The sequence below is a fragment of the Pseudomonas putida genome (assembly GCF_002906855.1).
Lineage (GTDB): Bacteria > Pseudomonadota > Gammaproteobacteria > Pseudomonadales > Pseudomonadaceae > Aquipseudomonas > Aquipseudomonas putida_N.
The window spans coordinates 1,980,605-2,002,069 of sequence record NZ_MINI01000028.1; the positions used below are offsets into that span (position 1 = coordinate 1,980,605).

General features: G+C 61.9%; 22 protein-coding genes and 2 pseudogenes. 12 read left to right on the forward strand and 12 right to left on the reverse strand.

Annotation, left to right across the window (positions count from 1 at the left end; all coding sequences use genetic code 11):
• Positions 1-108: 108 nt before the first annotated feature.
• On the forward strand, positions 109-825 hold the full coding sequence (locus BGP85_RS09645) for an IclR family transcriptional regulator (protein WP_103446948.1): 717 nt from the start codon (positions 109-111) through the stop codon (positions 823-825).
• 19 nt (positions 826-844) lie between these two features.
• Here BGP85_RS09645 and dsdC read toward each other — a convergent pair whose 3' ends face one another.
• Genes dsdC through BGP85_RS09660 form a run of 3 tightly spaced genes read right to left on the reverse strand, consistent with a single transcriptional unit; the run spans position 845 to position 4,545 of the window.
• Complete coding sequence (gene dsdC / locus BGP85_RS09650) at positions 845-1,783, reverse strand: DNA-binding transcriptional regulator DsdC (RefSeq protein WP_103446949.1); 939 nt, start codon at positions 1,781-1,783, stop codon at positions 845-847.
• Between the two features lie 34 nt (positions 1,784-1,817).
• On the reverse strand, positions 1,818-3,167 hold the full coding sequence (locus BGP85_RS09655) for a D-serine ammonia-lyase (protein ID WP_103446950.1): 1,350 nt from the start codon (positions 3,165-3,167) through the stop codon (positions 1,818-1,820).
• Positions 3,168-3,201: 34 nt separating this feature from the next.
• Positions 3,202-4,545, reverse strand: a complete 1,344-nt coding sequence (locus BGP85_RS09660) for a GntT/GntP/DsdX family permease (protein WP_103446951.1) — start codon at positions 4,543-4,545, stop codon at positions 3,202-3,204.
• Between the two features lie 239 nt (positions 4,546-4,784).
• Here BGP85_RS09660 and BGP85_RS09665 point away from each other — a divergent pair.
• Positions 4,785-5,172 (forward strand): annotated as a pseudogene (locus tag BGP85_RS09665) (chromate transporter); the annotation flags it as partial.
• Positions 5,173-5,313: 141 nt separating this feature from the next.
• On the opposite strand, the gene BGP85_RS09670 reads toward BGP85_RS09665, so the two are convergent.
• Both BGP85_RS09670 and BGP85_RS09675 read right to left on the reverse strand, forming a co-directional pair.
• Positions 5,314-6,111 (reverse strand): helix-turn-helix domain-containing protein, encoded by a 798-nt coding sequence (locus tag BGP85_RS09670; protein ID WP_103446952.1) that lies wholly within the window; start codon positions 6,109-6,111, stop codon positions 5,314-5,316.
• A 2-nt stretch (positions 6,112-6,113) separates the two neighbouring features.
• A complete protein-coding gene (locus tag BGP85_RS09675) occupies positions 6,114-6,362 on the reverse strand; it encodes a hypothetical protein (protein WP_103446953.1) in 249 nt (82 codons plus the stop codon).
• Between the two features lie 400 nt (positions 6,363-6,762).
• On the opposite strand from BGP85_RS09675, the gene BGP85_RS09680 reads away from it, so the two are divergent.
• A complete protein-coding gene (locus BGP85_RS09680; protein ID WP_103446954.1) occupies positions 6,763-7,689 on the forward strand; it encodes a universal stress protein in 927 nt (308 codons plus the stop codon).
• A 28-nt stretch (positions 7,690-7,717) separates the two neighbouring features.
• Here the strand turns inward: BGP85_RS09680 and BGP85_RS09685 are convergent, their stop codons facing one another.
• A complete protein-coding gene (locus BGP85_RS09685) occupies positions 7,718-8,266 on the reverse strand; it encodes a GNAT family N-acetyltransferase (protein WP_103446955.1) in 549 nt (182 codons plus the stop codon).
• A gap of 186 nt (positions 8,267-8,452) precedes the next feature.
• Here BGP85_RS09685 and BGP85_RS09690 point away from each other — a divergent pair, with 186 nt between their 5' ends.
• The 3 genes from BGP85_RS09690 to BGP85_RS09700 are packed head-to-tail and all read left to right on the forward strand — an operon-like array spanning position 8,453 to position 11,381.
• A complete protein-coding gene (locus BGP85_RS09690; protein ID WP_103446956.1) occupies positions 8,453-9,367 on the forward strand; it encodes a universal stress protein in 915 nt (304 codons plus the stop codon).
• A gap of 2 nt (positions 9,368-9,369) precedes the next feature.
• Positions 9,370-10,737 (forward strand): MBL fold metallo-hydrolase RNA specificity domain-containing protein, encoded by a 1,368-nt coding sequence (locus BGP85_RS09695; RefSeq protein ID WP_103446957.1) that lies wholly within the window; start codon positions 9,370-9,372, stop codon positions 10,735-10,737.
• Positions 10,738-10,793: 56 nt separating this feature from the next.
• Entirely contained in the window at positions 10,794-11,381 is a 588-nt protein-coding gene (locus BGP85_RS09700) for a hypothetical protein (RefSeq protein ID WP_258035883.1), read from the forward strand.
• Positions 11,382-11,458: 77 nt separating this feature from the next.
• Here the strand turns inward: BGP85_RS09700 and BGP85_RS09705 are convergent, their stop codons facing one another.
• On the reverse strand, positions 11,459-12,028 hold the full coding sequence (locus BGP85_RS09705; RefSeq protein WP_103446959.1) for a GNAT family N-acetyltransferase: 570 nt from the start codon (positions 12,026-12,028) through the stop codon (positions 11,459-11,461).
• 180 nt (positions 12,029-12,208) lie between these two features.
• On the opposite strand from BGP85_RS09705, the gene fnrB reads away from it, so the two are divergent.
• Positions 12,209-12,940, forward strand: a complete 732-nt coding sequence (gene fnrB / locus BGP85_RS09710) for a Crp/Fnr family transcriptional regulator FnrB (protein ID WP_103446960.1) — start codon at positions 12,209-12,211, stop codon at positions 12,938-12,940.
• Here fnrB and BGP85_RS09715 read toward each other — a convergent pair.
• The 4 genes and pseudogenes from BGP85_RS09715 to BGP85_RS09730 all read right to left on the reverse strand — a co-directional run bounded on the left by BGP85_RS09715 (position 12,909) and on the right by BGP85_RS09730 (position 16,721).
• The gene (locus BGP85_RS09715) at positions 12,909-13,640 is read right to left on the reverse strand and encodes a hypothetical protein (RefSeq protein WP_103446961.1); all 732 of its coding nucleotides are present in this window, start codon (positions 13,638-13,640) and stop codon (positions 12,909-12,911) included. The genes fnrB and BGP85_RS09715 overlap by 32 nt on opposite strands.
• A gap of 39 nt (positions 13,641-13,679) precedes the next feature.
• Complete coding sequence (locus BGP85_RS29200; protein WP_258035851.1) at positions 13,680-13,805, reverse strand: hypothetical protein; 126 nt, start codon at positions 13,803-13,805, stop codon at positions 13,680-13,682.
• 83 nt (positions 13,806-13,888) lie between these two features.
• Positions 13,889-15,693, reverse strand: a pseudogene (gene ftsH, locus BGP85_RS09725) (ATP-dependent zinc metalloprotease FtsH).
• 131 nt (positions 15,694-15,824) lie between these two features.
• On the reverse strand, positions 15,825-16,721 hold the full coding sequence (locus tag BGP85_RS09730) for a universal stress protein (protein ID WP_103446963.1): 897 nt from the start codon (positions 16,719-16,721) through the stop codon (positions 15,825-15,827).
• A 162-nt stretch (positions 16,722-16,883) separates the two neighbouring features.
• Between BGP85_RS09730 and BGP85_RS09735 the strand changes: the two genes are divergently transcribed.
• The 3 genes from BGP85_RS09735 (at position 16,884) to BGP85_RS09745 (ending at position 18,723) form a co-directional block, all read left to right on the forward strand.
• Positions 16,884-17,762 carry a universal stress protein gene (locus BGP85_RS09735; RefSeq protein ID WP_103446964.1) on the forward strand — a complete coding sequence of 293 codons (879 nt, stop codon included), beginning with the start codon at positions 16,884-16,886 and terminating at the stop codon, positions 17,760-17,762.
• 93 nt (positions 17,763-17,855) lie between these two features.
• Positions 17,856-18,293, forward strand: a complete 438-nt coding sequence (locus tag BGP85_RS09740) for a YeeE/YedE family protein (RefSeq protein WP_103446965.1) — start codon at positions 17,856-17,858, stop codon at positions 18,291-18,293.
• A gap of 1 nt (position 18,294) precedes the next feature.
• The gene (locus BGP85_RS09745) at positions 18,295-18,723 is read left to right on the forward strand and encodes a DUF6691 family protein (protein ID WP_103446966.1); all 429 of its coding nucleotides are present in this window, start codon (positions 18,295-18,297) and stop codon (positions 18,721-18,723) included.
• Between the two features lie 103 nt (positions 18,724-18,826).
• On the opposite strand, the gene BGP85_RS28680 is transcribed toward BGP85_RS09745, so the two are convergent.
• On the reverse strand, positions 18,827-19,081 hold the full coding sequence (locus tag BGP85_RS28680; RefSeq protein ID WP_146048972.1) for a hypothetical protein: 255 nt from the start codon (positions 19,079-19,081) through the stop codon (positions 18,827-18,829).
• Between the two features lie 249 nt (positions 19,082-19,330).
• Here BGP85_RS28680 and BGP85_RS09750 point away from each other — a divergent pair, with 249 nt between their 5' ends.
• Both BGP85_RS09750 and BGP85_RS09755 read left to right on the forward strand, forming a co-directional pair.
• Entirely contained in the window at positions 19,331-20,008 is a 678-nt protein-coding gene (locus BGP85_RS09750) for a thermostable hemolysin (protein ID WP_103446967.1), read from the forward strand.
• Positions 19,998-21,461 carry an AMP-binding protein gene (locus BGP85_RS09755; protein ID WP_103446968.1) on the forward strand — a complete coding sequence of 488 codons (1,464 nt, stop codon included), beginning with the start codon at positions 19,998-20,000 and terminating at the stop codon, positions 21,459-21,461. The genes BGP85_RS09750 and BGP85_RS09755 overlap by 11 nt, the downstream gene beginning before the upstream one ends.
• Positions 21,462-21,465: the final 4 nt, after the last annotated feature.

A 21,465-nucleotide genomic window follows, 5' to 3' on the forward strand; every position in this document is an offset into this window, starting at 1 on the left:
GCCGCATCGGCTCTTGCTGGCATGATGGCGGTTGCCAGGGCATTGGCAGATAATGATTTTTCTGGGCCCTGACAAAGACTTGGGCAATTCAAAGGTGAGGATCTACTGATGGTTAATGTTCGGCCGCGTCCTGCGGTGAATGGCGTGGCTTCGGCTGATCGCGTGCTGACAGTGCTCTCTGCGTTCCAGGTGGGAGACACGTCTTTGACCCTTGTGGAGCTTGTCGAGCGTACCGGACTGATCAAAAGTACCATCATGCGTTTGATGGTCTCGCTGGAAAATCATGGTTTCGTCAATCGCATGGCAGATGGGCGCTACCAGCTGGCCAGCGAGGTCATGCGGCTTAATGCGGTGTATGAGGAAGGCATCGATCTGGAGCGTCACGTGATGCCCAGGCTGCATCTGTTGGCAGAGCGTACTGGCGAGACCGCCTCGTTCTACGTGCGTCACGGCGCTTACCGGATGTGCCAGTATCGAGTGAACTCACCTCATCGACTGCGGATGCACGTTCAGCCCGGCGACATGCGACCGATGGACGACGCTGCTGGCGCCCAGGCTTTGCGTACGCCGTTCGCGAACGGTATCGCCATGCAACGGCCGTTTTTCTCCATGGGGGCCACAGACCCGCATGCTGCATCAGTAGCCTTTCCCGTATACGGCGCTGGCGACGAGTTGGTCGGTGCGCTGGTGCTTTCCGGCCCTTCCAGCAGGCTCACCCCGGAATGTGCCGATGCCTTCAACGACATCTTCTTCGACGCTACTCGCGATCTGATGCGCAGCCTTGGCTGCAAGGCCGCGGATGGCAACGTCACGACCGCTGGATGAGGGAGATTGTGTGCCTCGTTCAGCAGTTGGAGGCGCACTCCATGAGCCAGTCAATCAATACCTGTAACCTTTTCGGCATCGGGTCGTGATGCGGATAGACCAGGAAGTAACCGTAGCTGGACGCATCCACAAAGTCGCCGAACGGCAGAACCAGCTCACCTCGCGCAATACGCTCTCTGACCAGTTGTTCCCGGCCAATGGCAATGCCGGCGTGATTCAGCGCAGCGAGCGTGCAAAGGTCTGAACGATCAAATGTGAGGAATCGGCGTGGGAGTTCAATGCCGGCACCTTTACTGCTGGCCCAGAGCTGCCATTCTGCATCGAATGCGGCGTTGTCCCAGGCCGCAACGTCATGCAATGCGGTGCACTGATCCACCTGGTGCGGGTCACCTGCCAATGCATGGGTTTCTGCATAATGGGGAGAGCACACCGGGGCGATCCGCTCATTCATCAAGTGGATGCTCTGCAACCCGGGATGGTGGCCATCCGAGTAGCAGAGGACCAGGTCGATCTTGCGTGTGCGGTAGTCGATGCTCTCGTTACCGACCCTGATATCCAGCTGGATATCAGGGTAGCGGGCGGTGAACTGAGCCAGCCGCGGCACCAGCCAGCACTGTGCTACGGATGGGCGTACATACAAGGTCAGTTGGCCGGCGACCTCGGCGTGGGCGCGCTCCTGCACGGCCTCGCCGAGTTCGTCCATGGTCCGCTGCATCACGGTGAACAGGCGCTCGCCGTCTTCGGTGAGGCTGACCTTGCGCGGCATGCGGTGAAACAGCTTGAACCCCAGCTCATCTTCCAGACGGTTGATGCGATGGCTCACGGCACTGGCCGTCAGGCACAGCTCATCGGCTGCGCGAGAGAAGCTCAGGTGCCGTGCGGCCACCAGGAAAACATGCAGGCTGCCCAGGTGCGAGCCGTTGAGTTTCACGGTGGTACCGCTGCCAGGTCTGTTCATTGACCAATCCTTCCGCGCAGTGCATCGACTGCTGTTACATCGTAGCCTGCAGGCTTCGTCCTTTCGCCAGGTAAGCGTTGAACTCATCGTCCGGCACCATGCTGCCACCCGTTCCCCAGACAAGGTGGGTAGTCTGCTGCAGCTGGGCCGGGGAGAGGCCCAGGCGAGCCAGATAGTCACTCGCCTGCAGCACCCGAACCATGCCGGGTACGCCGGCCAGCGCAGAGGGTTCCAGCTTGACCTTGTCCTGTTCGAAGGCAATCACCATCAGACGGTACAATTCTTCGTCGGTCACCGTGTAGTAGCCATCGATCAGCCGCTGCATGGCTTTGCCGACGAACCCGGACGGTCGCCCGACCGCCAGGCCGTCGGCGGCGGTGATGTTGTCGATGCCGAAGTCTTGCACGCTGGTTTCATCGTGCAGGCCGGTGTACACCCCCAGCAGCATGCAGGGTGAGTGGGTGGGCTCGGCGAAAACGCAGTGCACGGCATCGCCGAATACCAGCTTCAAGCCGAAGGCGACGCCGCCAGGGCCGCCGCCAACACCGCAGGGCAGGTAGACGAACAGTGGGTGATCGGCGTCCACCTTGATGCCGGCCTGGTCGAATTGCCGAGCCAGGCGCTCGGCGGCTACGGCATAGCCCAGAAAGAGTTGTGGGGAGTTTTCGTCGTCAACGAAATAGCAGCTGGGATCGGACGCTGCCTGCTGGCGGCCCTGTTCGACGGCAACGCTGTAGTCCGAGGCGTGTTCAACGACCGTTACACCGTTGGCGCGCAGCTTGTCTTTTTTCCACTGCCTGGCGTCGGATGACATGTGCACGCTCACCTGGAAGCCCAGCTTCGCGCTCATGATGCCGATCGACAAGCCCAGGTTACCGGTCGACCCCACGGCGATCTTGTACTGGCTGAAGAACGCCCGCGCCTGCTCGCTGGCCAATACGGCATAGTCATCGGAGGGTGTGATCAGGCCGGCGGCCAAGGCCAGGTCCTCAGCGTGCTTGAGCACTTCATGAATGCCGCCCCGGGCCTTGATGGAGCCTGAAATGGGCAGGTCACAGTCGGCTTTCAGCCACAGGCTACCCACATGCTGCAGTGATCCTTCTTCGATCAGCTGCTGGCGAAGCTGCGGCAGTGGGGCGATGTGCGACTCGATAACCCCACCGGTAGCGGCCGTTTCGGGGAACACAGTGGCGAGGTAGGGCGCGAACCTCTGCAGCCGCTCGCTCGTGGCTTGCACATCAGCAGCGGTCAGGCCCACGTCGTTCAACGCCTCTGACGCCTTGGCAATACCAGGGTTGAACCAGCTGGTTTCTTTCAGGGCGACCAGTTCGGCAATGATCGGGTGGCTTTGTTGCCAGGCTTGCAAGGTTTTTCCGTGAATCATGATTTCACCTGTAGCGCAGTCTTTGCACAGTAGATCAGACAATTTTCGAAAGCAGCAGGGTCAGGCACAGGGCAATCACCGAGGCCAGCACGGTCGCTGCGGTAAATTTCTTCAGCGCATCGCTCAGCGACAGGCCGAGGTATTCCTTCACTACCCAGAACGCCGAGTCGGTAATGTGCGTCCAGCCAATGGCCCCGGCACCGATGGCGATCACCAGGATTTCCCGGTTGTATTCGGGGTGTTGGCCAAGCATCGGCAGCACCATGCCGGCCGCGCTGATCATGGCCACCGTGGCCGAACCGACCGCAAAGTGCATGATCCCGGCGATCAGCCAGGCGAGTATGATCGGGTTGAGCTGCGTCTGGTTGAGCACGTCAGCCAGTGCCTTGCCGATGCCGCTGCCCACCAGCATGTCGTTGAAGGCGCCACCGGCACCGATGATCAGCAGAATGCCGGCCAGGGGAGGGAAGCAGCGCTGAGTCAGGCTGAGCAACTGCGCCATGTCCAGGCCGCGACGTAGGCCCAGCGCCCAGTAGGCGAACACCACCGACAGCGCCAGGGCGATCAGCGGATTGCCAATAAAGGCCACCCATTCGTACAGCGAGGTGCCTTTGGCCAGCACGGTGACGGCCAGGGTCTTGCCGACCATGAGCAGCAGCGGCAGCAGCACCGTGGCGAGCGTGATGCCAAAGGCCGGCAGCGGTTGGTCGTCGGCCTGGGCCTCGCTGCGTGCGGCAAGGAACGCCTGTTGTGCTGGCGTCGCGCCGCGCTTGCAGGCAAAGCGTACCCAGATCGGGCCGGCGAGGATGGCGGTGGGCAGACCCACGATCAGGCCGTAGAGGATGACCGTGCCGATATCGGCATTGAGCATGCCGGTAATTGCCGTGGCCGCCGGGTGCGGTGGCAGGATGCAGTGCACCACCATCAGCGAGGTGGCCAGCGGCACGCCGAGGTACAGCATGCTGATGCGGGTTTGCCGGGCGACCACGTAGATCAGCGGAATCAGCAACACGAAGCCGACTTCGAAGAACACCGGGATGCCGGCGATGAAGCCCACCAGCATCATTGCCCATGACGCGTTGTGTTCGCCCAGCAGGTTCAGCAGCGTGGTGGCGATGCGTTTCGCCCCGCCCGATTCTTCCAGCAGTTTGCCGAGGATGCTGCCCAGGCCGATGATACCGGCGAGAAAGCCGAGTGTGCTGCCCATGCCCTTTTCGAAAGCAGCAACCATGGCCGTAGGCGGCATGCCGGTGCCGATGCCTACCACCAGGCTTGCAGCCAGCAGGGCGAGGAAGGGGTGGACCTTGAGCTTGCTGATCATCACCACGATCAGGAGTATCGCGGTGCCCAGGACGATTAACGAGAACGTTGGAGTCATCTTGTAGTTATCTCTGTCGCTGATCGCTTCCGTGCGAGCTTCTTGTTGGTTTCCAACCATTAGATTTCAGCGATTTGATCGACTCAAACGATCACTTCTCAAGGCACAGGTGAACTCATGTCACCCATGGCATCGAGTTGGTATTCAGGAGGTAGTGGTTAGGGGGCGGACCAGGTCACGTACCTTCTCCCTTTATTCAGTTATTGTTCGTGGAATCTGCCAATACAGAGTTGAAGATCGTGACCGATACCCCTCGAACTGACCGAAATCCTTGGGCAGTTTTCTTGATCTTTCTGGGGACTGACCTCCTTTGGCGGTCCAATCGCTCACCTGGGGTACTTTCGAGACGAATTCGTGGTGCGCCGGAAGTGGTTGAGCGAGCGTAGTTATGCGGATCTTGTTGCGCTTTGCCAGTTTTTAGCAGGCCCTGCCAGTAGTCAGGCTGGCATCGCGCTGGGCCTTTGCCGCTCAGGCTACAGTGGTGCTCTAGCCGCTTGGATGGGGTTCACGTTACCCTCGGCGATTGTCCTGACACTCTTCGCGCTGAGCATCTCCAGCCATGGCGATGTCATGCCTCCAGGTGCGCTGCACGGATTGAAGGTAGTAGCAGTGGCACTGACCGCACGATGTTCTGGAGTTTGCCCCCATGGCTGGTGGTATTGGGCACTGGCGGCCTGGGCTGGCTGTTTGGCCTTATACCGTGACGCGGGCTTGGCATTTTCATGTCATCGATCGCAGCCACATCGCCCCGAGAATAGTGAGGTAGCCTCAGGGGGCCTTGTGTTCACTTTCACCGCCGCCCTGTTCGAGCGCCTTCAATGCAGGCATGTCGAGAATTTCCACCAGTCTGCCATGCAGGTTGAGGATACCCAGTGCGCGCAGGCGGGCGACGGATCGGCACACGGTTTCCAGGCGCAACCCCAGGTACGAGGCCATGTCTTCGCGTGACATGCGCAACAGGAAGCCATGAGCAGAGTAGCCGCGACTGACGAAGCGCCTGGATAGCCCCACCAGAAAACTGGCCAGACGCTGTTCGGCGGTCAGGTTGCACAGCATCAGCACGCGTTCATGTTCACGTACGATCTCGCGGCTCATCATGCGGTTCAGGCTTTGTTGCAAGATGGGAAAGTCGCGCGCCAGGGCTTGCAGGCGGCGATACGGTACGGGGCAGACTTCGCTGTCTTCCAAGGCTATGGCGTCGCAGACATGGTGTTCGGTGGCTATGGCATCGAGGCCTAGCACATCGCCCGGCATCCAGAAATTGATCACCACGCCTTGCCCCTCGGCGGTGTTCAGGTTGGTCTTGAAACTGCCACAACGCACGGCATAGAGGGTGGTCAGTGGATCGTTGGCATTGAACAGTGCGGTGCCCTTGCGAATGCGCATACGTGGGCCTATCAACGCGCCCAGGCAGCTTTCATCGTGGACGGGCAGGCCGGTGGGCAGGCACAAGCCATTGACACGGCAGTGACTGCAGAGGGTTGCCAGCGGTTTGAGGTGCACAAGTTTTGCCGTACGCGACAAGTCAGGCTGGTCGAGCAGCGTGACCTTCAATTGGCCGGACATCTTCAGGCCTCCTTCACGCATCGGCGATCGGTTTGGGCCGGTAAGACGGCGATGGCATTGCGCGCGTCGGCGACGCCAGTTCGGGGCGACCAGTCAGCCAGCATGTCAAGCGAGTGGGGCGCGTTCAGGCGGGTTGTGAGCCGCTCGGCAAACTGCTCGGCTTCGGCAGCTGTATTGAAACTCACCCGCCAGTCATCCATGCGGACCCACCAGCGATCCTGCTCGCTATTTTTCTCAATGAAGACGTTCATCAGAGCCTCCACAGCATGTAAGAGCGAGCATTGCACGATGAAGGCGTCCCTGCCGTCAGCGGGGTGATGCTCAGGGCGTGATCGCCACTTTCATCACACCATCGCGTTGGTGGGTGAACAACTGGGGTGGTAATGCGGACCAACGCATCCAGCACGATACGATTCTTGTCGACGAATACCGCTGCTTTCATGGGCGCCATGGCACGCCTCCAGAGCACGTAATTGTTGTTGATATGGGCTTAGGGTGCGCTGGCAAAGTCTGCAGGCATTGATCGGCATCAAGTTCCTGCGCCATCGACGATGCCGTTTGTCGGCAGTGACCTGCAGTTGATAAACATCAAATTCGCAAGACATGGGTGGCAGAAGCTATGGCAACGTATCGCTATTGCAGAGGTGTGCCATGGAAACTGTGCAAAGACTGCTGATGATCGCATCCCCCCTGATGCGTCGAACCCCGGTCTATGACCGTGCCGCGGCGCTGGCCAAGGCCAAGGGAATGGCGCTGCACATCGTGGCTTTCGACTATCTGGAAGGGCTTGCCACGGCGGGCCTGGTGAATGATCAGGCGCTGTCGGTCATGCGCGAGGGTTATGTGCAGCAACACCGTGAATGGCTGGAAAGCCAGGCGCTGCCGATGCGGCGCAATGGCGTCACGGTCACTACCGAAGTGGTGTGGGTGCAGCAGCCCTTGAATGAGATCCTGGTGCACCTGCGCGAGCAGCCGTTCGCCATGCTGATCAAGGAATTCGAGCATGAACCTTGGTGGATGCGAGCCATGTTTACTTCGCTCGATATCCAGTTGCTGCGCGAAACGCGAATCCCCTTGCACCTGGTGCACAAGGCCAGCCATGCGTTGCCACGTCGAATCCTTGCGGCCGTGGACCTGTCCCGGCCTGAAGATCAATTTGAAGGTTTCAACGACCGGATCATCAGCGAAGCGCTGAAACTGGCATTGCAATGCAATGCCCAGATCGAATTGTTATATGCCTATGATCTGGGTTCCATGTACCTGGACGCGGGCGGTAGCCGGGAACATTCGTTCCTGTTCGATTCGAACCTCGCCCAGACCCTGCACGAAGCCCAGAGCGACGCCTTCCAGCTGCTTGCCGAGCGAAACGGGATAGCCGTGGAGCGCCGTCACATGCGTATAGGCGATCCGGCCAAGGTTCTGGCATTGTTCATGGATAACAATGACATCGATGTGCTGGTCATGGGCAGTTATCACCACCACGACATCGGCTGGTTCATCGGCAGCACGGCGGAGCGGGTATTGCATCGTTTGTCCAACAGCGTGCTGGTGATTGCTCCGGAGCACTCCCAGGGGTAGGCACAAGGCCCGCAAGGGTCTTGTCCTTTCAAGGCAGCAGGTCAAGTTCGTGCAGGATCTCGCTGACGTCCCCGCCCAGGTAGCGTGCGGTAAAGCCCAGTGCCTTGGTCAGCCGGTGCATGGCGTAGTTGTTCGCCAAGTCCCGGGAGACCATGCACTGGTAGCCATTGCGTCGTGCTGCCACGATCAGGTGCTGCAGCAGGCGCCTGCCCAGGCCTTTGCGCTGCCAGTCCTCGCTCACCGCCACCGCACATTCGCAGCTCAGGCTGCCCGCTATGCTGGCATAGCGGCTGACACCGACCTGTTGCAGCTTGCCGTCCACATGGGCCAGCGCGACATAGGCCATGCGCTGGTGCTGATCGACCGGCATCCACTGCGGGTCGAGGCTGGGCATTGCGCCGCTGAGCCCGGCGATGAAGCGAAAGCGCCTGGTCTCGTAGGCGATCGTGCTCAAAAAGCGCTTGTCCCGTTCGTGGTCTTCCTCGCGCAGCGGGCGGATCAGCACGGCTGAACCGTCGTCTAGCGTTTCGACCCAGTGCTCACAAGCTTGCGCCTGTTCAATTTGCTGCCCGTTCATGGTGCCTCCCGGTGACCTGATCTGTACCTGGTGCAGCCGTTGTAACGCGGCCAACCCGTTCAGTTCTGACAATGGTCAAGTTCAGGGCGGATGGCCGTTTTTTCTGATCTGCATCAAGCGCCATTTAAGCGGTGCGCGGAATATCGCCTGCATCACACCCCAGTAGCGCAAGCCCGGAGGTTCATCATGGGTCAATACCGACAACTGCTGGTGCTGCTCACCGAGATCGATGCGCATTCAGCGGCGCTGCGCAGGGCCCTGGCCCTGGGGCATGTCAGCGGCGCCAGCGTGCATTTGCTGGGGCTGTTCGAACCGAGCGAGGAGCACCTGTTGCGCGAGGAGCGGCTCAATGAAGCCGACATCAAGCGCCAATACGAACACTATCGGGCAGGGCTGATAGCCTTGATCGAGCGGCATCGCGGCAGTGGCGTCTCGCTGACAGTCGACACCCTGGCTGCAGACGACATCCGCAGCATGGCCATCGACTACATCAGCGAACTGCAGCCCGACATGGTCATCAAGGACAGCGAAACCGCCTCGGCTCTGGCGCGGCTGTTCAGTACGCCGCTGGACTGTGCCTTGATGCGGGGGTTCAAGGGCATCACGCAGTTTGTGCCGAGATCCGCCGTCACGCTGCCCAGGCGCGTCCTGGTGGCCGTGGATACAGCGTTCAGCGAAACACCCGCTGTGCAGGAGCACTTCAATCGTGGGCTCATCCGCGCCGCCCAGGCACTGGCCCTGCAGTGTGATGCGCCGTTGCACCTGTTGTCGGCTTACAACCTGGCTGGCGTGTTCGCCGCGGACATGAATGTGACCCAGGCCTGGATCGACGAGATGCGCGAAGCGCTTCAGGAGCCATTCGACGCCTTGGCCGACGCCGAGGGCGTCGCGCCCGAGCGTCGGCACTTCATGGAAGGCGGCCCGGTACAGGTGATCCGCGAACAGGTGGCCGCACTGGATATCGATGCGCTGGTGATGGGCGTCGTGCAGCCCAAAGGGCTGGACAAGCTGCTGGGCGATACCACCGAGCGAATTGTCAGCCACCCGCCCTGCAGCGTCCTCGCAGTGCACCCTGACGTGGCCGAAACCTGGGAGCCATAGCCATGCAACTGACCTTTCTTGGCGGTACAGGCACCGTGACCGGCAGTAAATTCCTGTTGACCCGCGACAGCACCCGGGTGCTGGTCGACTGCGGGTTGTTCCAGGGCTTCAAGCAACTGCGCCTGCGCAACTGGGAGCCGCTGCCACCGGCCCTGCGCGCCCTGGATGCAGTGGTGCTGACCCACGCCCATCTCGACCACAGCGGTTATCTGCCGGTGCTGGCGCGGGAGGGGTACAGCGGGCCGATCTACGCCACACCGGCTACCTGTGCCCTGGCAGAGATCTTGCTGTTGGACAGTGCACGTTTGCAGGAGGAACAGGCCGAGCATGCCAACCGCCACGGCTACTCCAAGCACACGCCAGCGCGCCCGCTCTATACCGAGCAGGATGCGAAACGGGCCCTGGCACTGTTGCACCCTGTGGAGTTGCATCAGCCGTTGCCGATTGCCGAAGGCATGGAGCTGCTGATGCGTACCGCCGGGCATATTCTGGGCGCGGCAACGGTGCAGATCAGTGCCGAAGGTCAGACCGTGCTGTTCTCGGGTGATCTGGGCCGCCCTCAGGACCCGATCATGCGTGCACCTGAACTGGTCAGGACGGCGGACGTACTGCTGGTCGAGTCGACTTACGGTGATCGCCAGCACCCTGACGAGTCGACCGCCCAGTATTTGGCCAAGGTCATCAATGAAACACTGCTGCGCCATGGCATCACCCTGGTGCCATCGTTCGCCGTCGGCCGGGCCCAGCTGTTGATGTACTACCTGTATACGCTCAAGCGCGACCGGCTGATTCCGGATATCCCGGTCTACCTGAACAGCCCGATGGCCACCGACGCCACCGCACTTTACCAGCAGTTCCGCGGCGAACATCGGCTGTCGGAAGTCGAGTGCGCGGCGATGTGCCAAGGCACGCATATCGTACGAACGGTCGATGAGTCCAGGCATCTGGACCAGCTGCGCGAACCTGCGGTGATCATTGCCGCCAGTGGCATGGCCACGGGTGGCCGGGTGCTGCACCACCTCAAGGCGCTGGCCCCCAACCCACGCAACAGCATCCTGTTTTCCGGCTTTCAGGCCGGCGGCACGCGGGGTGCCGATATCGTCGCCGGTGCCCGCAGCGTGCGCTTGCAGGGTGAAGACGTGCCTATTAGGGCGCAGGTGCACGCCATGGAGAGTCTCTCCGCGCATGCCGACGCCGACGAAATCATGGAGTGGTTGCGTGGGTTTACCCGGCCGCCACGGCAGACCTACGTCATTCATGGCGAGCCGCACGCTGCCGACACCTTGCGACGGCGCATCAGCCTCGAGCTCGGCTGGCAGGTTTGCGTGCCGGACTATCAGGAAACCGTCGCAATCGACCCTGTGCGCTAACCGGGCGCGGGAGGTGAGTCATGAGTACGCAAGCAAGGGCGAAACTGCGAGCCTGGATGCACAGGCCCAAGGGTAGCCTGGGGTTGATCGTGGCCATTGTCGCCTTACTCGTCGCGGCGTCCGTCTATCGCGTCTTGAGCCCGAGCTGGCGCATGCCCATGCGCGATCCGGCAGTGCTCCTGAGCCTGCTGGCGTTGAGCGTCGCGCTGGGATGGGCAGTGCAGCGGGGCGTGAAACGCACGGTCGGCAAGGCCATTTTCAATGGCCAGGAGACGGGTTGGCAGGCCAGGCTGGCGTTGCTCCGTTCAATTACCCGCGAATCGAACAGGTTGATGAGCGTGTTGCTGCTCCTGCTCGTGCTCGGTGCTGGCACCGTGTGGCTGGCGGGGCGCTCCGTGGCGCAGATCGTGGAAAATTGCACGGCCAACCTGCAGGTCCAGGTGGGCGTGCCGGAGGATGAGAAGCTCGCTGCGCTGGTCGGCAAACCCGTATGCACCTGCCTGGCACAGACCTTTCTGGAGCGTAATGGGGTGATCCGCCTGGCCCTGTTCGAAACGCCCCTGCAGGAGGTGAGTGGCCTGAAGGCGTTGACCCCCGCTGATGAGCAGCGCTGCCTCGCGCAGTTTGACCTGCTGCCCGAGTAAGAGCGTGCAGTCACACCTTGAAGCCATCACCGGCCCCCATCGAAAGCTGAAATGCGTCAAGGTGCGGCGGCCCAGGCTCAGATCAGTGAGAGCCGGTGGATGACCTGGCTGGGATCATCCGGGTCAATAACGGTGGTGAACCCCGCCGCCTTGGCCAGGTCGCGCATCGCCTGGTTGGCTGCTGCGTCGATCGAATACATCTGCCGCAAGCCCTTGGCCCGGGCATGGTCGATCAGGTGCTTGAGCAGCAGGCGACCCAGGCCATGGTGCTGCCAGCTGTCCATGACGGTAACGGCGCATTCGCACTCGTCCTTGCCGCTACCGCTGGCGTAGCGGGAAATGCCCACTTCCTGCAACTCGCCATCCACGTGGGCGAGGGCGACGTAGGCCGCCTGGCGATCCTGGTCGACTTTCATCAACTGATCGAGCATGGCCTCTCCGGGCTCCCGGAGCTGGCACAGGAAGCGGAAATGCCGCGACTCGGGCGACAGCCGTTCGATGAAGGCTTTTTCGCGTTGTCGGTCTTTGGCTTGCAAGGGCCTGATCAATACGTGAACGCCATTCTCAAGGGCTTCGATCCAGTGTTCACCCGAAGGCTTGGGAAACGAAGGCGTTGTGTGTACTCGGGAAGTCTCGGCGGGTGTCATGGCAATGTCCTCTGTGTCGAATGAACAAGGAAGTCCAGTTTCGGCAACGGGCCCTGCGCTGACTTGACCGTTGTCAATTGCTTCACTCGTGCGTCCTACCCTTGGTCGGTCTTGCGGCCAACTTTTAGTGGAACCGCTAACTTGAATAGATGCCCGCCTGCAAAAAGCGGAGGCATCGCCATGTCAGGCTCTGCGGATATGGGGGCAAGGCCCCATGTGAAGTGTCTTGCGTGCTCGTTGAGCCGGCTTTGCCTGCCCGCCAGCCTCAGTGCCGACGAAGTGGACAAGCTGGAGCAAATCGTCCGCCGTAACCGTCCGTTGAAAAGGGGTGAGTACCTGTTCAAGGCCAATGAGCCCATGGAGCACGTGTTTGCCCTGCGCTCCGGGGCGATCAAGAATTTTCTGCTCGATGCCGAGGGCAACGAGCGGGTGAGCGGTTTCATCCTGCCGGGGGACATGCTGGGGCTGGACGCTATTGGTGCCAGTCATTACCGAAGCTTTGCGATGGCCCTGGAAGTCTCGCTGGTCTGCTCCATCAGGCTGGACCAGTTGGTGGACCTGTCCGGCCAGATTCCGGGGTTGCGCTATCAGTTGCTGCACATGCTCAGCCTGGGGATCCAGGGCAAGGACGAGCACCTGCGCTGCTGCCACGGGCGTGCCGAGCAGCGGCTGGCGATCTTCCTGTTGGGCATGTCGGCGCGTTACCAGGCGCGAGGGTTGCGGGCAGATGTGTTCAACCTGCCCATGTCCCGTGGTGATATCGCCAACTACCTGGACCTCACGCTGGAAACGGTCAGCCGGCTGTTCAGCCGCTTCGTCCATTCAGGTTTCCTGCAATGCGCCGGGCGTGAGGTCAGGCTCATCGACATGCAAGGCCTAATCAACCTGACCCGCCTGGAGGAGCCCACTTGAGTGCGGCAAGCACCCGGTCATAGCGTTGCACAGGCCAGCTTTCGGAGGGTGCAACCCCGATCGGGCGTGGCACATGATCCGTGCGTATCCAGATACGCTGCGGGGCTACGCCTGCTTGCCAGCACAACCGGGCCACCTGGCGCGCCACCTGTGGCGGTGCGCAACAGTACACCGTGTCCGGGCGGAAAGTTGTCAGCAAGTGCCTGGTTTGCAGCCAGCCGCTGTAGTCACGCGGCAATGGTGGCAGCGCCGACAGCCAGGTTCGACAATCGTCTGGCAGCAGTTCGGCCGCAATGCCGTCATGTGACAGCTTCAACTGTACCCAGGGTAGCCAGCAGCCAATCTCATCCAGCGCGCCCAGCAAGGGCAGCAGGCCATCGGCGCGACTGATGGCCAACAACTTCGCACTTTGCAGCGGAAGTGGCCAGGCACTGCCAAGCGGCCCGGAATAGTCGAACCGGTCCCCTGCGTGGCCCAAGGGCTGTGCATGGTGGGTACTGACAATGAATTGCCCGGCCACGCCAGGCAGGCTCACGTAGCTGCATGGCCAGCACTCGGTACGCTGGCTGAGTACGCAGTACTGGCCAGCCATTGCCTCGCTGCATGGCTGGCCGCAAAGGGCCAGGCGCAGGAATTGCTGGGTGCCCGGGCCCGGTAACGTTTGCAGCAAGCGGACGCTGGCACTGCCATCCCGGTTCATGGCTGCCTCGCAGGGTAACTATGTCTTGCTGATAACAGCCTAGGCCGTGGCCAGTCCGGCATTTTGATCAGGATCAAACCGGCTGGCGAAATGGGCCGCCACGCTGTTGATAAAGGTCAAACGGGGCTGCCCCTCGTCGCCACCCATGTCGGCGACCTGATACATGAATGATCACCACCAGTACCACCACCTGCATGTTGATCAGTGTCACAGAGAGCATGGCGGGTACCCTGGCCAGGATTGACGGTTCACTTCGTGGCATCGAGCAACACATAGGTGGCGGGCTCATTGGCCTGTGGTTGCAACGCCGGGAATTCTTCCGGGGTGATGGTCTCTTTGGCCAGCAACAGACGCGCGCCTGCATCCAGGTCGTTGCGGCGCTGCTCCAGCAAAGCCCCGGCGCGGCCATAGGCCTCTTCGAGCAAGCCACGGACAGCGAGGTCGATCTCGCGCGCGGTTTGCTCGGAGTAGTCCTTGCGCTCCTGGCGCAACACCGAGTCGCCCAGATAACCGGCTTGCTGGTGCTCAAGAACCGCTTGGCCCAGCACCGGGCTCATGCCGAAGCGGGTGACTAGCTGGCGGGCGATGTCGGTGGCGCGCCCGAGGTCGTCGGCGGCACCCGTGGAGACCTGGCCGAACACAAGATGTTCGGCGGCGCGCCCGGCCATTAGCACGACAAGGCGGTCGCGCAGCATCTGCGTGCTGATCAGGTAGCGGTCATCGGTTGGTCGTTGCAGGGTGTAGCCCAATGAGCCCGCGGCGCGGGGAATGATCGACACCTTGTGCACAGGGTCCATTGCCGGCAGGCTGCTGGCGGCCAGGGCATGACCCATTTCGTGGTACGCCACCACCTGGCGCTCGTCGCTGCGCAACACGCTGCCTTTGCGCTCGACACCCGCCACCAGGCGCTCGACCGCAGCGGTGAAATCCTGCAACTCGACCCACTGGCTGGAGCGCCGGGTAGCGACGATGGCCGCCTCGTTGACCAGGTTGGCCAGGTCGGCGCCCGTCAGGCCCGGGGTAATCTCGGCAATCCGCTCGCAGTCCAGGTCGTTCTTGTAAATGATCTTGTGCAGGTGGACTTTCAGGATCGCCAGGCGGCCCTTGCGGTCGGGCCGGTCGATGAGAATCTGCCGGTCGAAGCGCCCGGCACGCAGCAGCGCCGGGTCCAGGACTTCCGGGCGATTGGTCGCTGCCAGCAGCACCACGCCTTCACGCGGGTCGAAGCCGTCGAGTTCGGCCAGCAACTGATTGAGGGTTTGTTCCTTCTCGTCATTGCCGCCAAAGCTGCCGACGCCGCGCATCTTGCCCAGGGCATCCAGTTCGTCGATGAAAATGATGCAAGGTGCGGCCTGGCGTGCCTGGTTGAAGAGGTCACGCACCCGCGCGGCACCCACGCCGACGAACATCTCCACGAACTCCGAGCCGGAGATCGAGAAGAACGGCACCGCCGCTTCCCCGGCGATGGCCTTGGCGACCAAGGTCTTGCCGGTGCCGGGTGGGCCTACCAGCAACGTGCCCTTGGGCACATGGGCGCCAAGGCGCGCATACCACGCCTTGTTTTTCAGGAAGGACACGATCTCGGTCAGCTCGCCCTTGACGTCGTCGATACCGGCCACGTCGGCGAAGGTCACCTGGGTATCATGTTCGACATAGACCCGCGCGTGTGACGCCCCAGGCCATGAAACAGGAAGTACCACAGCACCAGCATCATCAACAGCGGCATCAACGCGCCCACCACGGTCGCCACGGTGCTGTCTTCGGCGACGCCAGTGAATGCCACGCTCGAGCGCCCCAGCTGCTCGCTCAGTGCCGGGTCGACGCGCACGGTGGAGAACACCGAATGGCCATCGATCGGTTCCTGCAGCCTGCCGAGGATACGGTCGTGCTCGATATGCAGGTCGCTTACCTTCTGCTGATCGAGCAATTGCAGGAACTGGCTGTAAGGGATGGCTTGCACGGCCGGCTGGTTGAACACGCCAAATTGCACGGCAGCGAGCACCGCCAGGCCGACTGCCAGGAAGTAGAGCCTCCAGGGCTGATCCTTGTTCATGGCCATCTCTCCTGTGCCTTGAGCCTTTGTTTCTACCCTTGTGCCGGCCAGTGCGATTGATAAAGGTCAAACCCGGTGAACAGGCCTTTCCGGGCCTTTGCGGCAAGCGGCGGCATGGCACCGGCGGCCAATCAACCGTGGATCGCCAGAATGCTCGAATGCACCTTGTGCAGGGTTTGCTCGGTGGTACTGCCGATGATCTTGGCCAAGCCTTCATGGTAAAGGGTGCCCATGACGACCACATCGAAGCCATGCTGGTTGGCGTATTCGCTGATGGCACTACGGGCAGCCCCGCGTATCAGGTGCAAGTGGTCCGGCTTGATGCCGTAGTGGCCGGCGAACCGGGTCAGGCGCTCCCGCGCTCTACCCGTCAAGTCTTCGATCACTTCGCGGGTCCATGCCACGGGTGCGGCGGCGTAGGCGATGAAGCTGGGGCTGGGTTCATAGGCCTGGAGCACATGCAGTTGTGCCCTGCAGCGCTGCGCCAGCACCTGTGCCGCTTGCAGGATACGGTCGTTGCACTTGTTCACTGCTGCGTCGTGTTCGACCAGGTCCACCGCCGCCAGCACTCGCGCAGGCAGTGCCGAGTCAGCCTGAGCTACCAGGTGCAACGGAATCGGGCAACGGCGCAGCAACTGCCAGTCCAGAGGTGTGAGCAGGGCACGGCTGACGACGGTTTCGTGGCGGATATCCTTAATCAGCATCTCCACACGGTGCAACTGCGCCAGGCGGATCAGGTCCTTGAGTGGATCATCGTCATCCAGCGCTTCGGCATAGGCGGTAATGCCCTGCTCGCCAAGCGCCTTTGCCTGCTCGTTCAGCCATGCCGCGCGGTGCTCGGCGTCTTGCTTGCGGGCACTGCTGCGCAGCACCTGGTCAAGGGTGGTCAGGCGTGACGGTAGTTGGCTCAGCACTACCAGGTGCAAGGTGGCGCCTGTGGCCTTGGCCAGCGCCTGCGCGCGCGCCAGGGCCGGCGAGGGGTGCAGGTCCGGGGGGCAGATCAGTAGCAGTCGCGTGAAAGCGTTCATGATGACCTCCGCAGCGATGGCCGCCGCAATGACGGTACACGGGCTCAGGCGTAGGGTGGCGCGCTAGCGCCTGGGGGCCTTGATTTTTATCAAGAACGAACCGGCAACTGCTTCGATAATGAAAAGCATACGCAAACCAACAGCCGCGCCTGGAGGTGCCCGATGAACCCCTATCGCCGGATTTTGCTGATCATGACCGAGGTCCAGGCCAATGCCGCACTGTCCCGGGCCATGGCCTTGGCTGCGGCGTCTGGTGCTGCCCTGCACGTGCTGGGTATCCATGAACCCGGCGAACTGCGTGTGCGCCACGAGTTGCAGGCCACCCCGCTGCCTTCCGTTTCCTTCGTGCACTTCAGCACAGAGCTCAAGGCGTTGCTCGACGAGCAGCTGACGAGGGGAGCACGCCCAGGTTTTGAGGCCGTGGAAACCACCGATCCCCGCGACCTGGTGCCGGCCTGCATTGCCCGCTACGCGCCTGACCTGGTGATCAAGGGCTGCTCCGGCTGTTCCCTGATCGATCAGCTGGCCCGGACCTCGCTTGATCAGGTGTTGCTGCATGCGAGCGAGGTGCCGTTGATGTTCGTGCCGGCCGATGCCCCGACCATGCCAGGTAACGTGCTGGTCGCGGTGGATGTCTCCCAACCCTCGCCGCTCAATGACGCGCTGGTCGTGGCCGGTCAGCAACTGGCGAAGCAATGCCAGGCCCAGCTGCAGCTACTTTCGGCTTACGACCTGCCAATCGCCATGCTGGCCAACCCAGACCTCGCCGGCCCTTGGGCGGACGAAGTGCGTGAATCACTGCAGTTGCCGTTCGATGCGTTGGCCGATGCCCATGGCATCGCCCACAGCCATCGGTTTTTCAGCGAAGGTGCGCCGTTGCGCGTCATCAAGTCCCATATCGCTACGTTGGGGGCCGATGTGGTGGTGGTCGGTGCCGTGCAGGCCAGGCGGTGGGCCAAGCTGATCGGCGATACCACCGAGCGGCTTATCAGTCATGCGCCATGCAGCATCCTGACCATCAAGCCCACACCCTACCGCTGAATGCCGGGTTATTTCCTTTGCACGGAAACCGTCACCCAAGCACAGCGTTAAGATGGAAGCGGTTCAATTCTTCGGTTCGAGAGGGGCGCTGAGATGTTTGTAGATATGTTTGCCTTCACGCCGTGGTCGGCATTGGCAGGTGGGGGACTGATCGGCTTGGCCGCCGGGCTGTTCGTGGTGGCGAACGGGCGCATTGCCGGTATCAGCGGTCTGCTCGGCTCGCTGTTGCAGCGCGTGGGAGAAGGGCGAGGCGAAAAACTGTTCTTCTTGCTGGGTATCATCGCCGCACCACTTCTGTGGCGGGTGTTCTCAGCGATGCCCCCGGTGCATTTCAGTACGGCCCCCTGGTTGCTCGTGGTCGCGGGGCTTCTGGTGGGCGTGGGTACCCGCTACGGCAGCGGCTGCACCAGTGGCCATGGGGTGTGCGGCCTGTCTCGCCTATCCCCGCGCTCGGCGGTGGCGACGTTGTGTTTCATGGCGGCCGGCTTTGCCACCGTATTCGTGGTTCGCCATCTTTACTCAGGAGCATGAAATGACCGGGATCAGCGCGTTCATCGCAGGGTTGCTGTTCGGCATGGGTTTGTTGCTGTCCGGTATGGCGAACCCCGCCAAAGTACTTGGGTTTCTTGATCTCGCCGGGCAGTGGGACCCGTCGCTGGCACTGGTCATGGTGGGCGCCATCGGAGCGGCTTTGCTACCCATGGCCTGGGCGCGTCGGCACCCTGTGGCCTTGTTCGGCGGCGCGATGCAGTTGCCGGCCCGGCGTGACATTGATCGCCGGCTGGTCGGTGGCAGCCTGACCTTCGGCATTGGTTGGGGGCTTGCCGGGGTGTGCCCGGGACCGGCCCTGGTGTTGTTGGGCGGCGGTTATTGGCAAGGCTGGCTGTTCGTGGCCGCCATGCTGGCTGGCATGGCGCTTTTCAACGGGCTGGAAGTCCTCGGCAAAAGCCGCCAGGTGTAAAGCGCGCCGCGACCAGGCCGAGCCAGTTGAGCGCTTTTTTGAAGTGCCAGGCCGCCCACGGGGCGTTACGCGCGCGCGGGCGGTTTCGGCTGGCGGGGACAGGCTATTGGGCGGGCATGGTGCCCGAGTCGCTGGGCTTGCCTTGAGACGGCGTCATGTGTTTTTTTTCATGAGACGTCGTGGGTTTTTTATGCTTTTCGTGTTCCTTATAGCTTTCATGGCCGGTGGTTTTGCCTGCTTTCGAGGCGGATGCGGCCGGTGGTGTCGTGGTACCGGTATCGGTGGCGGCCAGCAGGTAACCTGGAGCTACCAGTGACACCGCCAAAGCCATGGCAAACAGTTTTCGTGCGCTTTTCATGGACCGTACCTCGCAGAAAGAATCCAGATGTGGAAGAGCCGCTCCTTGCCATTAGCTGCCGGGTTTTCCGAGGCAGTGGTTCCATACAGGCACATTGAGCGTTGCGCGGACCCTGCGTTTGATTTTGATCAAATCACCGCATTAATTCGACAGCATCTTCAGGTGAACTGGCGCTTTTCACTCAGCTTCAGACTCCCTTCAGATTCGCCACGGATACTCGCCCTGACCAACCCAGTCGGGGGGAGCTTTATGAATCAAACCCTATGGAGCAGCCTGCTCCCATTGCCCATCGGCACCCATGCTGACCATCACGCCCACTTGTCCCTGCACGTTCATGACGATGAGGGTCGTGGTGAACTTGAACATTTCATTCATCAGTGTTTTGCCAATGTCCACCATGCAGATGTCCATCATTACCTGCCGGAATTGCTGGCCCTGCGGGACAGCCATGGGCGGCTGATCGCCGCGGTAGGGATGCGTACGGCCAGCAGCGGTCCGTTGTTTCTTGAGCGCTATCTGGATGAGCCCCTGGAAAGCGCGATTTCTCGGGTAGCAGGTGTGACGTTGGCACGCGAATGTATGGTTGAGGTCGGCAATCTTGCCTCGCTCAGTGCCGGAAGCGCCCGCGTCATGATCACCGCCGTGACCTGGCTGCTTGCTACGCGAGAGCTGCGGTGGGTGGCGTTCACCGGGGCCTCAACCCTGATCAACAGTTTCCAGCGCCTGGGCCTGGTGCCGACCGTGGTGGCGCGGGCCGATCCGAGCCGGCTGGACGAGCCAGCTGAGCATTGGGGTGGCTATTACGACCAGCATCCGCAAGTGTTCGTCGGCGATATCCGCCAGGGCTTCGAGCGCCTGGAGTCGGCAGGTGTGTTCCGGCGCCTGGGGCTGCCTGCGCTGAACGAGGAGGCCGGCCATGCTGCATGAACTGGAACGCTTCAAACAGCTGCTGCTTGCCCTTGGCCGTGAGCGCGGTGATGCCCTGGCCGTGGAAGGCGCCAACGAGCGGTTCACCTACAAGCAATTGCTGACCGAGGTCTGGCTGCGCGCCAAGGCCTTGAGCGAACAACGCGCCGGCGTGTTGATCCTGGCGCTGGATAATGGTCCGGAACTGCTGTTCTGGGACCTCGCGGCACTGGTCTCGGAGCGAGCTTGCGTGATCGTGCCAACGTTCTTCAGTACGGCGCAGGTGCACCACTGCATCGAGCAGTGCGGCGCAAGCCTGTTGCTTTGCCAGCATGCCTGGGAGGGCGTTTTCAGCCAGTTGGGCTTCGTGCAGCAGGAGGCATTCTGGACGCGCGATCTGGCAACACCGGTGGTGCTGCCTGAGGGCACTGCCAAGGTCACCTATACCTCTGGCAGCACGGGCACGCCCAAAGGCGTTTGCCTGGGCGCCGATGCCATGTTGCGCGTCGCTCATGAACTGGAGATGGCCAGCCGGCCTACCGAACCCCGGCGCTACCTGGCAGTTTTACCGCTGGGCGTACTGCTGGAAAACCTGGGTGTTTACGCCGCACTCATGGCAGGGGCCAGCGTGTTGCTCTACCCACAGGCGCAACTGGGTATGGGCGGCGCCAGCCAGGTCGATTTCAAGCGCTTGCTCGGGGCCATCGCCTTGAGCGGCGCACAGAGCCTGATCCTGGTGCCACAGCTGTTGATGGGCCTGGTCACGGCGATCGAGCAGGGCCTGATGCGGGTTGGCTCGCTACGCTTCGTCGCGGTCGGTGGGGCCCGGGTATCGCCCGGACTGCTGGCGCGGGCCGAGACCATCGGCTTGCCTGTTTTCGAAGGCTATGGGTTGTCGGAGTGTGCCTCGGTAGTGGCGCTCAACCGCCCGGGGGCGATGCGCCGGGGCAGCGTCGGCCGGCCGTTGCCTCATGTTCAGGTGCGAATCGCCGACGACGGCGAAGTGCTCGTCAGCGGCTCCGTTCTGCTTGGCTACCTTGGGGAGTTACCCACCTCGTCGGCCTGGTGGGCCACGGGGGACCTCGGTTACTTCGACGACGACGGTTACCTGTATCTGAACGGGCGCAAGAAACACCAGTTCATCACCAGCTTTGGTCGCAACGTCAATCCCGAATGGGTGGAAGCCGAGCTGACCCAGAGCGGTGTGATCGCCCAGGCGTTCGTGCACGGCGAAGGGCTTGCGCGCAACCTGGCATTGCTCTGGCCACTTGATCCGGCGGCCACCGACGAGGCCATCGAGCAGGCCGTGCAGCGTAGCAATGCCACCTTGCCCGACTACGCCAGAGTGCATGCCTGGCGGCGCCTGCCAGGCCCACTGACGCCTGGCGAAGACACCCTGACTGCCAATGGCCGCCCGCGACGTGAGGCGATCCTGCAGCGTTATCACACCCTGTTGTCCGACATTTTGTTGTGAGGTT